Annotated in this window: 13 protein-coding genes; 2 read left to right on the top strand and 11 right to left on the bottom strand. The window is 34.0% G+C overall.

The window, feature by feature from the left end; translation table 11 throughout:
* Positions 1–19 precede the first annotated feature (19 nt).
* From CS063_RS13120 to CS063_RS13130, 3 genes are all read right to left on the bottom strand, one after another.
* Positions 20–1369 carry an ABC transporter substrate-binding protein gene (locus CS063_RS13120; protein ID WP_099450163.1) on the bottom strand — a complete coding sequence of 450 codons (1350 nt, stop codon included), beginning with the start codon at positions 1367–1369 and terminating at the stop codon, positions 20–22.
* A gap of 71 nt (positions 1370–1440) precedes the next feature.
* On the bottom strand, positions 1441–2280 hold the full coding sequence (locus CS063_RS13125; RefSeq protein ID WP_099450164.1) for a carbohydrate ABC transporter permease: 840 nt from the start codon (positions 2278–2280) through the stop codon (positions 1441–1443).
* Positions 2280–3158 carry a carbohydrate ABC transporter permease gene (locus CS063_RS13130; protein ID WP_308415508.1) on the bottom strand — a complete coding sequence of 293 codons (879 nt, stop codon included), beginning with the start codon at positions 3156–3158 and terminating at the stop codon, positions 2280–2282. Before CS063_RS13130 ends, CS063_RS13125 begins: the two co-directional genes overlap by 1 nt.
* A 191-nt stretch (positions 3159–3349) precedes the next feature.
* Between CS063_RS13130 and CS063_RS13135 the strand changes: the two genes are divergently transcribed.
* Together CS063_RS13135 and CS063_RS13140 are read left to right on the top strand one after the other, a co-directional pair.
* Complete coding sequence (locus tag CS063_RS13135; RefSeq protein ID WP_099450165.1) at positions 3350–5134, top strand: sensor histidine kinase; 1785 nt, start codon at positions 3350–3352, stop codon at positions 5132–5134.
* Positions 5127–5873 (top strand): response regulator transcription factor, encoded by a 747-nt coding sequence (locus CS063_RS13140; protein WP_180270795.1) that lies wholly within the window; start codon positions 5127–5129, stop codon positions 5871–5873. Before CS063_RS13135 ends, CS063_RS13140 begins: the two co-directional genes overlap by 8 nt.
* A 129-nt stretch (positions 5874–6002) precedes the next feature.
* Here the strand turns inward: CS063_RS13140 and CS063_RS13145 are convergent, their stop codons facing one another.
* From CS063_RS13145 to CS063_RS13175, 8 genes are all read right to left on the bottom strand, one after another.
* Positions 6003–7508, bottom strand: a complete 1506-nt coding sequence (locus CS063_RS13145; protein ID WP_099450167.1) for an alpha-N-arabinofuranosidase — start codon at positions 7506–7508, stop codon at positions 6003–6005.
* Positions 7509–7560: 52 nt separating this feature from the next.
* On the bottom strand, positions 7561–7815 hold the full coding sequence (locus tag CS063_RS13150) for a DUF6171 family protein (RefSeq protein WP_099450168.1): 255 nt from the start codon (positions 7813–7815) through the stop codon (positions 7561–7563).
* A 4-nt stretch (positions 7816–7819) separates the two neighbouring features.
* Complete coding sequence (locus CS063_RS13155) at positions 7820–8647, bottom strand: carbohydrate ABC transporter permease (protein WP_099450169.1); 828 nt, start codon at positions 8645–8647, stop codon at positions 7820–7822.
* A gap of 3 nt (positions 8648–8650) precedes the next feature.
* A complete protein-coding gene (locus CS063_RS13160) occupies positions 8651–9529 on the bottom strand; it encodes a carbohydrate ABC transporter permease (protein WP_099450170.1) in 879 nt (292 codons plus the stop codon).
* A gap of 65 nt (positions 9530–9594) precedes the next feature.
* A complete protein-coding gene (locus CS063_RS17900; RefSeq protein ID WP_308415513.1) occupies positions 9595–10269 on the bottom strand; it encodes an extracellular solute-binding protein in 675 nt (224 codons plus the stop codon).
* Positions 10158–10946, bottom strand: coding sequence for an ABC transporter substrate-binding protein (locus CS063_RS17905; RefSeq protein ID WP_308415509.1), 789 nt, complete (start codon positions 10944–10946; stop codon positions 10158–10160). The genes CS063_RS17900 and CS063_RS17905 overlap by 112 nt, the downstream gene beginning before the upstream one ends.
* Positions 10947–11092: 146 nt before the next feature.
* The gene (locus CS063_RS13170) at positions 11093–12718 is read right to left on the bottom strand and encodes a response regulator transcription factor (protein WP_099450171.1); all 1626 of its coding nucleotides are present in this window, start codon (positions 12716–12718) and stop codon (positions 11093–11095) included.
* Between the two features lie 2 nt (positions 12719–12720).
* Positions 12721–14469: a sensor histidine kinase gene (locus tag CS063_RS13175; RefSeq protein WP_099450172.1), complete on the bottom strand. Its 1749-nt coding sequence runs from the start codon at positions 14467–14469 to the stop codon at positions 12721–12723.
* Positions 14470–14670 lie beyond the last annotated feature (201 nt).

Genomic DNA, 14670 nt, shown 5'->3' on the forward strand with positions numbered 1-14670 from the left:
TACTCTTTAGCTTATTTTATTATTGAACCCCTTCAATTTCTTTCCAACGTGTTTCAATAGCTGTGCAAGTTGCATCCTTATCTACTGCTCCACCAATATAATCTTGTATTAAAGCCCCAAACACTTCATGCCAGCTATCTGTTGAATAACATACAGCTAAAGCTGCTGCCCCCTTTTGAGAAGATAGTGCATCACCTTGATTAATAATGGCATAGTTAGATGCCGCCGCTCCTTTGATAGGAGGAACAACACCCGCTACATTGGTAAACCATTCCTTACCATAATCAGAAGTATACCACCAGTTCACAAAATCTAATGTAGGTTGTAATACTTTGGAATCTTTATAAACATGAAGAGATTGGTCAGACCCAGAAATAACTTGGCACTGCTCAGCTTTATCTGTAACAGGATAGCCATCAAAACCAATCTTAATATTAGGGTTAACTGAAAGCACATCTGCTTCAATCCAAGCGCCTTGCCCAACCACCATAGCAGCTTTACCTGTTCCAAAAGCCGATATTTCTGCATCTAATGCAGTTTCAAGAGGTTTATCATCACCATATTTTACAGCTAAGTCAATAAATTCAAAGAAGTTATTATAAAGCTCTGGATAGTCAGATACCTTAGCTTCACCTTTTTCAAACATTTGAACAAGTTTAGATACATCCATACCAGCATTTTCAGCCGCTGCGTCTAAATAATGTTGCCAGACATGTTTAAATACCCACCATTCATTAAAACCTGTTGTAAAAGGTTTATAACCTTTAGCACTAATGGTTTCACAGGCTTGCTTCATTTCAGCTATTGTACTTGGAAAGCTAGTAATACCACATTCTTCAAAGATATCTTTGTTATAAACAATTCCAAAATAATTACCTTTAATAGCAATGCCGTATAATCCTCCACCTTCTTCCGCTGATTTCATAGCGTCTGCCACTGATTCTTGGATAGTACCTTGTAAGGGCTGACCTGTTAAATCATAAGAATATTCACGGTAAACATCAATTTCTTTTCCTGAAGTAGAAGCAAAAATATCTGGAATATCACCTGAATTAATTTTTGCTTTTAATAATGTAGGATAATCATTTTGAGTTGTTTCATAATTAATTGTTACATGAGGTGCTACCTCTTTATAAGCTTCGATTAGTTCTGTCATAGCATCTGCATACTCTGGTGAATTAATAAACATATAGATTTCACATGGCTCTTCTGAAGTGTTTGGCTTTGCTGCTGGTGTTTCTTTTTGTTGTGATTGGTTAGATGCCACTGGTGCTTTTTCTGCTGCTTCTTTTGATGCCCCTCCACATCCTGCAAGTACAAGAGCTGCCATAGATGCACTAAGTAAAATACTTATCCATTTCTTTTTCATTGAAAACCCTCCTTTTTTATCCCATTGGGAAAAATCTATTTTAATAGCTCGTATCAGCTATTAAATTCACATTATCCTTTTACTGCACCTGCTACCACCCCTTCTACAATATACTTTTGTAATAATATAAAGATAATAATAGAAGGTACAATCGCCATCACCATTGCTGTTAAAGCATAATTCCATTTGGTGTTCATCTGACCAATAAAGGTATATGCAGCTAACACCAATGTTTTGGTTTCATTACTGGTATTGACCATCAAGAGGGGTAGTAAAAAGTCATTCCATATCCACATCACGTCAAGTACAATGACTGTTACCGTTACGGACTTTAAGAGTGGGAAGATAATTTTTATATAAATTGTAAAGGTAGATGCCCCATCTATCTTGGCACTTTCGTCAATTTCTATAGGAATAGTTTTCATAAAGTTATAAAAGATAAAGGTTGCCATAGGAATACCAAATCCCCAATACTGCACACCTAACCCAATCTTACTCCCTGATAAATGAAGGGTATTCATTGACTTTAATAAAGTAAGCATAATGGTTTGAAAAGGAATCAGCATCGGTGTAATAATCAAAGCATAGGCAACGCTCGAATACTTTCCTCTTCTCCTATCCAAAATATAAGCTGCCATAGATGAAAAAATAATAATGCCTACAATACCAATCACTGTAATAATGACATTATTCCTAAATAAGCGTAAATATTTCATCTTGTTAAAAACATAGATATAGTTACTCAAATCTAGTTTGCTGGGAAAAGCTAATACATTAGCTATAATTTCACCAAAAGGTTTAAAGGAATTCATAAACATTAAAAAAACAGGATAAATATACATACAGGCAAGCATTGTTAAACAAATCATCAAAATTACTTTATATATCATTTTTTGGTTTTTGAGGGTCATTATAAATCTACCTCCTTCCTTCTAAATGCACTTAATACTACTTGTGTAAGAATAAGGACAAAAAGGAAGTAAATAATGGACTCTGCTGAACCTAAACCATAATTATTATTTGTAAATGCCTCCTTATAAATTTGAAGTGTCACACTATTACTCGCTGTTCCTGGTCCTCCTTTAGTTAAAGCTAAAATGATATCAAATACCTTTAATCCGTTAGTTAAAGCCATAAAAATACAAGTTGTAAAAGATGGACCTAGTAAAGGTAACGTTACTCTAGAAAACTTTTGCCAACTTGAAGCGCCATCTACAGTAGCTGCTTCTAGTACATCCTTAGGAATAGCCTGCAAACCTGCTATGTAAAGTACAATATAAAAACCAAGTGATTGCCATACCCCAACAAATACAACAGAGTAAAAAACAAGGTGTGAACTGCCTAACCAGCTATAATTCCAAAGTTGCCACCCCGTAAACTCAAAGAGTTTTTCAAAGCCACTGGTAAAAATAAACTTCCATATAAACCCTACAATAGTCATACTCATAATATAAGGCACAAAAAATATACCCCTAAAAAAATTAGCTAATCTAAATCGTTTAGTTAAAGCAACTGCTAGCAAAAGTGCAATTAAGTTAGACAATATAACGTAACCTATCGTATATTTAGTAGTAAACCATAAGGAGGTTAAAAATTCTTTTTTCCCTTGAAGAAGGGCAGTAAAGTTTCTAAATCCAATGAATACTGCCTGTTTTGAAATACCATTCCACTCTGTTAAAGAATAGTAACTACTCATTAGGAAGGGAATATAAATCGTTAAACTCACTAGAATAATTGCTGGGATAGAAAATACCATTGTCTCAACTATTTTTTTTTGTCTTTGTATCACCTCATCACTTCCTTTAGTTTAATTTTGCTAATTTTCCTCTTATAATCATTATAGTGTTATACATTTATACTTTAAATGTACTTTTCTGAACAATAAGGTGTACATTTTATAACATCTTATTATTGCAATTGTGATTTGTTTGGATATATTGTATAGTTAATACAAGTAATTCTAAATATTTAGGAGTAGTTATGTTAAAAGTCTTAAAAAACAAATTATTAAAATTCATTCATCGTACCTCTCTTTGGTTACAGCTTGCTTTATTTATCACTTTCATTTGTACACTTATTGCTTTTACTCTTATTTACAAAGACTATACTGCTACTCGTACAAATACAATACATAATCATGTTGATACAACTAAACGCTTACTAACTCTAGAGGTGCAAAATCTTGAACACTACTTACAGACTCTTGCTAACTACTGCATCCTACCTTGCTATGATAGTCAGTTTACACAGTTAGTTAATCAAAACTCTCTTTTTCTACGAAAAGATAGAGATTATATCAAACAACAAATGTATTATTATTATTACACTAGAAATGATATTCTTGATTACCAAATCTATTTTCTTAATCAAAACCTTAGAGTGGGACGTACTTCTCGTGAACAACGTATTACCCTACATACCATGGAGGCTAGTACTTTAAAAGATATCAAACAAGCATGTATTACTAGCTCCTATAACCATATTCTGTTACCTTCACACACTAAAGACTCCTTTTTTACCTTCTACCAAGCCCTTATTCGTATTAAAAATCAAGCGCCTCAAGCCCTTGTAGAAGTAAAGGTGAATACTAAAGCCTTGCAGAGTCTTTTAAATAATCATGCACAAAATGGTAATATTTTTCTCTTTTATAATGAAATAGGAGAATTGATCTTTTCTAGTACTCAAGGCCTTTCTCTAACAACCTCCATTTCAAAACTACTAGCTGAAACTCGTTTATATAAAGACAGTTACACCCTGGTCACTTTAAATAACTCCGACTATTTACTCACTCAGGCAACAGGTACTATTTATGGGATCACTCTTATTTCTCTGACTCCTATAGCTTATATCGATTCACAAATAGGTGCTATAAGAAAATCTATTGTTATGACGGGCATCTTTATTTGGCTATGTACCACATTTTTTATTAATCTTCTGATTCGTTTCCTCATCCATCCCTTAAAGGTTTTAGCAAGTAAAATGGAACTTGCTGGACAAGGCAATTTTAATCTCTTTATCCCACACAATGGAAGTAAAGAAATTATAGAATTAACGGACAGCTTTAATTCCATGGTCCATCACATTGACGAACTCATTAAACGTACTTATATTGCCGAATTAAGTGAAAAAAATGCCAAGCTTACTGCTCTAGAAGCACAATTAAACCCCCATTTTCTCTACAACACCTTACAAGCCCTATCAACTGAAGCACTCATGAACGATCAGATTAAACTAAATACCATGATTACCTCCCTTGCCTCTACCTTGCGCTACAGTATAAAAGATAGTGACCTAGTAATTCTGCAAAAGGAAATACAGTATGTCCAAAATTATATTTATTTACAAAAAATACGAATGGATGATAATTTGGAGGTTGTAATGGATATTGAAGAATCTACACTTAACTTTCTCATTCCTAAAATCAGTATACAGACGCTTGTCGAAAACTCGCTACTTCATGGTATTCATCCTGGAAACACTTCTATAAAAATTTTAATATCTGTTAAACAAGAGAAAAACCAAATGATTATTAAAGTAAAGGATAATGGGCGTGGAATATCTGAAGAACAGCTTGAAAAATTATATAAAGAATTTGAAGAACAGTTTATTCCAGGAACAGGTGGTGGTATAGGCCTTCCCAATTTATATGTTCGTCTAAAACTACTCTATGCAGAACCTGCAAATCTTACCATTACAAGTGAGGTTAATAACTATACCGAAATTACCTTAACCATTCCAGCTATAAAGGAGGATGTCCATGTATAGAGCGTTAATTATTGATGACGAAAAACCCGTTCGTATCGCAATTAGTAAACTTGGAGCTTGGAGACAGCTTCATATTGAACCTCCCGAAATGACTTCTAATGGCAAAGAAGGACTATGCACCATGCGTGAACTCAAGCCTCACCTTGTTTTTGTAGATATGAATATGCCCATTATGGATGGATGCAGCTTTTTAAATGTAGCCTCTAAAGAATTTCCCACCTCTCAATTTATAGTTATTAGTGGTTATGATGACTTCCTTTATACTCAACATGCTATTCGCTACGGTGTATGTGACTATCTACTTAAACCCATTGTTGCAGAAGAATTAAATGCCGCTATACGTCATGCTATCTTAAAAATAAATCCTCATGAAACTTTTAACACACAGGTCGAGCATGAAGCTATTACTTCTGATGAAATCATTACTAATATCAAAAATTATATTGATAGTAATTACTGTACTAATATAAAAATAACGGATTTTGAAGAAAAATATTTTTTCTCCGTAGAGTATTTAACCAAATTATTCCGCCAAAAATATGGTTGCACTATGTATGAATATGTTGTCCAACTCCGTATGGAACGTGCTATTGAGCTTCTAGCTCATGCTGAAATTAAAATCGTAGATATTTCAGAGCGTCTTGGGTATACAGATAATCACTATTTCAGTAAAGTATTTCGTAGATATTATGGAGTTTCTCCTTCACAATATCGCGCAAAATATACTTGTACCTTTTAAGAAAACTATGCTTTTCAGAAATTTAATATCTAATCGTAAACAAAGATTAAATTGGAGTATAAAAAATAAAAGCAACACAAGACTACTCATTAGCCTTGTGCTGCTCTTATTTTTTATACTCTATAATTATCAATCTATTCCTAGTGCTAGATGCACTACACTACAAGGTGGGATTTCAAAGTGTACTTGCCCATCTACTATCTTTATCTTAGTAAACGGCTCTAGCTTTACCTTCTCTTTTTCCTCAAAGGTATTATGGTCTCTCATATTCCCTTTAAGGATACTTCCTTCTGCTGAGAGAATCTGAGTGTCTGTAAATAATCCTTCAATGGGATAAGTTTCCTCTATTGATAGATTAGCAAGTGTAAGATGAAGTTTGCCATCTTGCCCTAGTGAAACAGACTCAGTTAAGTTAGGCACCTGTTCTTCTCCTACTCCAATCTCTTTTGTTTCTATATGACTTTCTATAAGCTCTGCTTCTTGATGATATTTATAGAGATCAAAGACATGATAGGTAGGAGTCAACACCATTTCTTTTCCCTCAGTTAGTATAACCGCCTGCAAGACATTGACTACCTGTGCAATATTCGCCATACGTACTCTATTACAATTTTTGTTGAATATGTTTAGATTAATTGCTGCCACCAGTGCATCTCGCATTGTATTTTGCTGATATAAAAAGCCTGGATTTGTTCCTGGTTCAGGGTCGTACCAGGTTCCCCACTCATCAATAATAATGGCATTCTTATGTTCCGTGTCGTATTGATTCATGATTTCTTCATGACATTTAATAAGCGTTTCCATATAAAGTGTCTTTTTAAGCGTTGTATACCACTCTTTTTCATCAAAAAGTGTGGCACTTCCTTTGTGTTCCCAAGTACCTGGAACAGTGTAGTAGTGAAGAGATAGTCCATCCATAAAGCCATGCAATTGCTTTTGAGCATTCGTATAGGTAGTTTTCATAACTCCCTCTGTCCAAGCATAGTCATCCCCATTAGCCCCACAAGCTATTTTAAAGATGGTCTTATCTGGCTGATAGCTTCGTACATAAGTTTGATACCTACGGTATTCGTTCCCATAATACTCAGGCGTCATGTTGCCACCACACCCCCAGTTTTCATTACCTATACCAAAATAATCTACTCGCCAAGGCTTTTTGCGACCATTCTCAGTTCGCAAAGCTGCCATAGGAGATAAGCCATCAAAAGTCATGTATTCTACCCATTCAGACATCTCCTGAACTGTTCCGCTTCCTAGGTTGCCACTTATATAAGTTTTACATCCCAGCTGCTCACAAAGCTCCATAAACTCATGGGTTCCAAAGCTATTGTCTTCTACACCTCCCCCCCAATGTGTGTTGATCATCTTCTTTCGCGTTTCTTTAGGACCTATACCATCCTTCCAATGGTATTCATCTGCAAAGCATCCTCCTGGCCAACGTAATACAGGGATTTGTATATTTTTCAAAGCTTCTACTACATCTATACGCATACCCTTTTTATTAGGAATCGGACTCTCCTCTCCTACATAAAGACCTTCATAAATGCATCTACCCAAATGCTCTGAAAAATGACCTTGTAGTTCTTTATGAATATGTCCTTTTTTAATATGAGGGTTTATATACCATTTTGCCATTTGTTTTCTCCTTCTTCACTTGGTACTCTTTTCTTATTCCCATTTTTATTTACTACCATTTTTCATAAGGGCATCGCCTTACTTTAATAGCTGCTCGCATTTCCACATAGCAACCACAAGCACTGCATATACCTTCAATAAGCCGTTTACATGCCTTACATATCTCTAAACGCTTTTCATAAAATTCTTTTGTAGTCTTTATCTCTTCATCTAGCTGTGAAATATAGGTATACATATTGTGATACAATTCTTTCTGATCTGTTTCTCTAATTAAACACCTCTTACAGACCCTCTTTATATCTTCCATATCTTTATCCCTTTACTGCCCCTGCTACTAAGCTTTTTTGTACTTGCTCACTTAACAAAATATAAATTAAAATCGTAGGAATAGTTGCAATAACTAAACCTGCTCCTATTTCACCCCATTTAGTTGTATAAGTTCCTATCATAGACATAATACCAACTGTAATTGTTTTAAATTCTCGTTTACTTACAAAAGTTACTGCAAACATAAGTTCATTCCATGCTGAAAGGTAAGTAAAAATAGCAACTGTTGCCAAAGCTGGCTTCACAAGTGGTAACATTATTTCCCCAAATATACGATAAATTCCACATCCATCAATGGCTGCTGCTTCTTCTAATTCCCTTGGAAGTGATGCTAAAAAGCTACTGACAATATAAATGCCCATAGGAAGTCCAAAGGCTACATAAGGAATAATAAGTGCCCAATAAGTATTTAAAAGACGCATATTTTTTAATACCATAAAAAGTGGGAGGAGTGCAGCATGAATAGGTACCATCATGCCTAATAAAATTACTTTCATAGCTACTTGTCTTCCTTTCCATTCCATACGTTCAATGGCATAAGCAGATGTAGCAGAAAGTATAATAACAAGTAAAATCGTAATAGCTGTAACAAACACACTATTTCCAAAGTAATCTAATACCTTTGCTTGCTTAAAAGCACTTACATAATTTTCGAATTTCCACTTTTCAGGTAGACCAGCAATATTCCCCCCAAAAATCTCACTGTTTCCTTTAAGTGAAAAAAATATTAACCATATTAATGGATAAAGCTGTACAATTGCAAATAGTATTAGGCACATTTGTATACTTACTTTTCCAAGCTTCTCTCTCATATCTTATGCCTCCTTCCCCTTACGAAATAAACTATTGAGTAACATCGTGAAAAATAAACATTCTATAATGATAAAGATAGAAATAGCACTGCCGTAACCATATTTAAAAGAATCAAAAATGGTAGTGTACATATAAATGCTTGGCACTTCTGTAGAAAAGAAAGGACCTCCATTGGTTAAAACATATATGAGGTCAAATACCTTAAGTGCACCAATTAACGAAAAGGTCATACATACCTTTAAAATAGGCTTTAATAAAGGAATAGTAATATACCATGCTATTTGATGTTTACTTGCCCCATCAATAACTGCCGCCTCATTAATTTCAGTTGAAATACCTTTAATCCCTGCATACATGATAAGCATGTGATAGCCTACATATTGCCAAAGAATAGGTATGAAACAACACATTAAAGCAGTTTTCTCTTGACCTAGCCAATCTTGTGCAATAAACCCTAACCCTATAGATTGGAGGATATCATTTAATAAGCCATAGTCTGCATTGTATATCTTCTGCCAAAGCTGCCCAATAACTACGGTAGAAATAATAACTGGTATAAAGTATACAGTACGATAAAATTTTTCCCCTTTTACTCCCTGTGCAATAATAATAGCAATCAATAGTGAAAAAGGAAGCTGAACTACTAATGAAAGTCCTGCAAAAAGCAATGAGTGGATAATAGAGTTCATAAAGCGCATATCACTCATTAATTCTTTATAATTACTTAAACCTATAAAAGTCCCTTTTCCTATGCCATCCCAACTCAGCAAGCTGTAATAACCTGATATAAAAATAGGTATAACAACAATCAGTGCCATAACGAAAAGAGTAGGAAACATAAAAATGAAAATAGCTTTCTTATCTGATAAAATTTTAGTCATAAAAAATCACCCCTATTTACAAATTTAGGGCTGCCATTTAAGACAGCCCTCTCCTACTTACTTCATTAATAAAGCTCTGATGGATTAAGTTTACCCATTCGTTCTGCAAATTGTTCTGGAGTAATCTTAAGTGCAAGTAACTCCGCTACTAGATTCTTATAATTCTCTGAACTGTCTGCTGGAAGAATATTATCCCACCATGTAATATAAGAGGTTCCTGTTTCCATAAGTTGTGCTGATTCTTTAGCTAAGGTAGACACACTGCTTGTATCTAAACCTGAAATATCCCAACAAGCAAGACCTGCATTATCTAAATACCCTTCTCTACCAATCTTTTCACTTAAATAAGCTAAATATTCTGCCACTTCTTTAGGGTGCTCTGTACTTGCATTGATATAATAGCCATCTGTTCCACCACCTGAAAACTCAGTAGCTGTTCCCACCCCATCTTCAAATACAGGGAAAGCAATAGCTTTTACCTTTCCATTTGTTACTGCTTCTGCATCTTCAAAGGTAGGGTGTACCCAGTTTGCTTGGAAAATCATAGCCCCTTGACCTGCTGCAAAACCATCTACCATTTCACTGTAACTCATACTAAGCATACTTTCATTAAATGCACCAATTTTAACTAATTCTTGCATCTTCTCTGCAGCCTTGATAAAAGGTTCACTATTAAATTTTGAAGTGTCTTTAAATGCTTCCATAACAGCTGCATTTCCAGCCTGTCTAGCTGAAATAATATCATACCAATACATACCTGGCCAGGTATCTTTTCCCCTAAAATAATAGGTGTATAGCCTGCTGCGCGCAACTTTTTAGAAGCTTCTAATAATTCCTCCCAAGTTGTTGGGTACTCTGCTCCTGCTTTCTCAAACATCTCTGTATTACAATAAAGATTAGCTAAAAAAGTAATTGTTGGAAGTGTATAGGTTTTTCCATTATACATACAGTTCTCTAACATACCATCTAATATTTTAGATTTAGTGTCTTCTGTCAAATACTCATCTATAGGCAATAAATATCCTGCATCAATATAAGGCTTTACAAAGCTTCCTCCTCCAAACATGTAAGCAATATCTGGTGCTTCCCCTGCTGCAAAAGCTGTTTTAATTTTAGTTTTATATTGTTCACCTGTTACACCATCTTGAACAATGGTAATGTTAGGATGCAAAGCATGATATTCCTCTACTGAATCCTCAATAATGCGTTTTACTGGGTCTGTGTCTGCTACTGATTGATGCCATAAAGTAATAGTAATCTGTTCTTCTTCTGCTTTTTTACCTGTGTCTGTACTCTCTTTTTTTACCTCCGGTGTTACTGCTCCTTGTTTTTCCTCTGCCTTTCCACATGCTGTCATATTCATGACCATAGTTCCCATCAAGAGCAGGGCTGATAAATTCTTAAAATGTTTTTTCATACCGATTTCCTCCATTCTTCTTTTTCATATTTTTAGGTCTAACCTTCAAAACATTATGAATTGCTTATACTCATTATAACGAAGATAGGTATGAAAATTAATTCACTATTCTTACTGTATCATTCACTTTTTAAACTTCTTACCTTTCAAACTTTCATTTTTTGAACCTCATTTTGACGTTTAAATTCGCTCAGTGAATAACCGCTCATTTTTTTAAACCATATACTTAAATAATGAGGGTCTGAAATCCCGATCTCTTCTCCTATCTCATATCCTTTTAAGTCCGTTGCCTCTAATAATTCCTTTGCTTTTTTAAAACGCAGTTCTGACAAATACTCCCCATAGGTCTTACCTGTTTTCTTTTTTAGGAGTCTTCCTAAATAACCTGCACTAATATAAAATTGCTCTGCTACTTGATTCATACTTAAATCTGGATTACTTAAATTCTTTTCTATATATACTAAAATATCCTGTATCATACTCCCATTTTTCTTTTCATCTTTAGCTGCCATCTCTGTGGTAAGCATTCCTATACACTCTAGCATATATTTTTCAAGTGCTACAAAACCAGATGAACGCTCATTAACTTTTGTAAGTCTTTGCTGATACTCTTTTTGATTTGAAAACTCATTTTTTACTGCTTCATTAAAACACCATGAAACAATTTCTATAAATAAATTTCTTAGCTTATATCCGTTTTTGTACCCTTCCCTTGATGCGCTCTCCCAGAGCACCTGCGCGCAGCTTTCCGCTTGTTCTCGTCTACCAGCACTCACATAAATTTTTACTTCCTTCCATAACTTTTCTTCTTCTACTGATAGACTCCCTACAGTGTTTGCTAAATCTTCATAGCATATTACACAATTTTTTCCTTCTACTACCTTATAATTCAAAGCCTCTACTGCTTCTTTATAAGCAGTAGTAATCTGACTATAGCCTACTTTCTTTGAACTCATACCAATATTTATATAACATTTCAGACGTGTAATGAGCATTTTCCTAAGAAGTTCTAAGCAATCATTTAAAGGTACCTGCGGATTATTGGATAAAATAACGATTCGTCCAAAACCATCTTTACAAAATAAAACATATGCATCCCCCGCAAAAAATTCTTCTGTCAACTTTCTCGCTTTTATATGTAAAATCATTTCATTTTGATCTTCCTCATTGCTCCTATTTTCTTTATTAGCATACATCATCTCTAGGACAGCTATCTGCACTTCTTGAGAAGTAGGATGCAAATCTACTTGGTAGAACCTCATTTTCCTACAAAATACTTCCGAGGTTACAGACTCTAAGAGCACCTGATTTAAATAACTCTCTTGAAAAAGAGGTAAGTTTTCTTCAATTTGAGCAGCTAACTTTTCATATTCTACTTGATAATTTTTTTCTTTTTCTATCTTTTCCCGTGTCTTCCATAAGGTTTGAGCAATAACCTCTGCCTTAATAGGCTTTAAGATATAGTCGGATACACCAATTTTAATACTTTTCATAGCATAATTAAATTCATCATGTCCTGTTAATATAATAATTTTTACCTTTGGCATTAGATTAATACACTCTTCACTAAATGCAATCCCGTCCATTCCTGGCATACAGATATCTGTGATAATGATATCTGGATCCCATTTTTGTACTTCCTCCAAGGCTTTTCTAGCACTAGAAAATTCAGTAATTATTTCCATCCCTAACTCTTCCCAATCAATCTTCATCCGAAGCAATTTACGAATCAATGTCTCATCATCTATTAAGATGACTTTTAACTTCTCCATACCTATACCTCCAATGCAGTATTATGGATATAAAAACTAATATCCGTTAGTTCATTTGCCTTGCTTTTAATCTCATATTTAAAATTTTCCCCATAAATGATGCACATTCGCTCAATAGTCCCCCTTAAACCAAAGCTTTTCCCTTTATAACTTCCTATGTTCGCTCTTAGTTCCTCTACTACATCCTCAGGTATTCCTGAGCCATTATCAGCAACACGTATATGTACCCACTCCTCTTTGACTTTTACACTTATGTGTAAGGTTCCATTCTCTGCTCTCTCCCTTAAACCATGATGAATCGCATTTTCAACTAGAGGTTGTAAAGTAAGCTTAGGAATTAAATAAGCTTTACATTCTTCTTGTATGTCAAAGGTTTCTTCAAATAAATTTGCAAAGCGTATTTTCATAATTTTAATATAATCATCTACAATAATTAATTCTTCATTGATGCTAAGCATTTCCTTTCCCTTACTAACACTCTTCCTATAAAAATCTCCTAATGCCTCTACAATTTCACAAACTTTATCTAGTTCACCTAACATTGCCAGTGCTTGAATAGAATCTAATGTATTGTATAAAAAGTGTGGTTTCATTTGTTCCTGCATTTCATTGAGCTCCACTTTACGAATCATCTTTTGCTTTTCTACTGTCTGCCTTAGTAAAAGGCTAATTTTATCAAGCAATTGATTATACCCTTCAAAAAGATATCTGAATTCATCAAAAAAAGGTTTATACTCTACTTTAATAAACTCCCCTTTTTCTGCACTTTTCATAGAAATAAGTAGATGCTGAATAGGTACAGTTATTAAATTAGCAACCAGTATAGTTCCCCATAAAATAAGTACTGCACTTAGAAGAACTAATAGGATATTGGTTGTCAGTACACCCAGACTCTCTTGTTTTATATCTAATGGCTGAAGTCTAATAATCTTCCAACCTTCTGACGGTATAACTACGCCTGTAACTAAATACTTTTTCTTTTCAACTTTAAGCGTATCCTTAAGGGTACCCTCTTTAGAAGCACATAACCTGCTTAGAAATTCTTCCCTTTGCTTACCATTTAATAAATTCAATCCATTTTGGCATATAATCCTGTTTTGATTATCTAAAAAAATAATTTGTTCCTTATCTTCCTTTAATATCTCCCTATATGTTCCTTGGAAAGCCATGATATCAATGTTAACAGATATAATACCTATATTCTGAAAATCCTTTAAATCTTTATAAACCCTAATAAGAGATACTTGTTTACCTGTTAGTTTACGTGTAATACCTTGTCTATCTAATGATAATAAATAATTTCCATTTTTTTTAACGGTGTCTTGATACCAAGGAATATGCCCTTTATTTTCTAATCTCCCTACTAAATCCTCTCTTGCTCCAACAGAATAAATCTGATCTTTTTGATCAATAAGATACACACCACTTATATCCTTAGCAAACTGTAAAAGTCCATAAATTCTTTTAGCAACTTTAAATTGACCGGGTAAATTGCTATAAATATCTCCCGTCTTTAATACTTCTTGAATATCATCATCTGCAAGTAGAATCTTAGAGTAGTTGTCTGCATTCTCAATGATAGCCAATGTAGCTGTTTTCATCGTATGTAGTGTTTTTACACTTTCTTCTCCCATTACTTTTAATTCATGATTTACATAAATTGTTTTAAATGCTATAAAATAGCTCCCTATGATGACACCTATAATGATAAAATAAATGGCAGCTATCTTAACCTCTAATTTTTGTCTCACCTTTAGTCATCCCCTCTTTCTATTCCCTCTCTCTTTCTCATACACCTTCATCTCTTACTAAAAAAACACCTTGCGTTTGATTTAATGTTATTTTTCACTAAACATTTCAACCACACAAGGTGCATATATTTATCATATCTCTAAAATTATCATTTGAATAGTTTAAAAAACAAAAAATATACTATTTTTTACCATCTTATT

It is taken from the genome of Sporanaerobium hydrogeniformans (assembly GCF_002735925.1).
Taxonomy (GTDB): domain Bacteria; phylum Bacillota; class Clostridia; order Lachnospirales; family Cellulosilyticaceae; genus Sporanaerobium; species Sporanaerobium hydrogeniformans.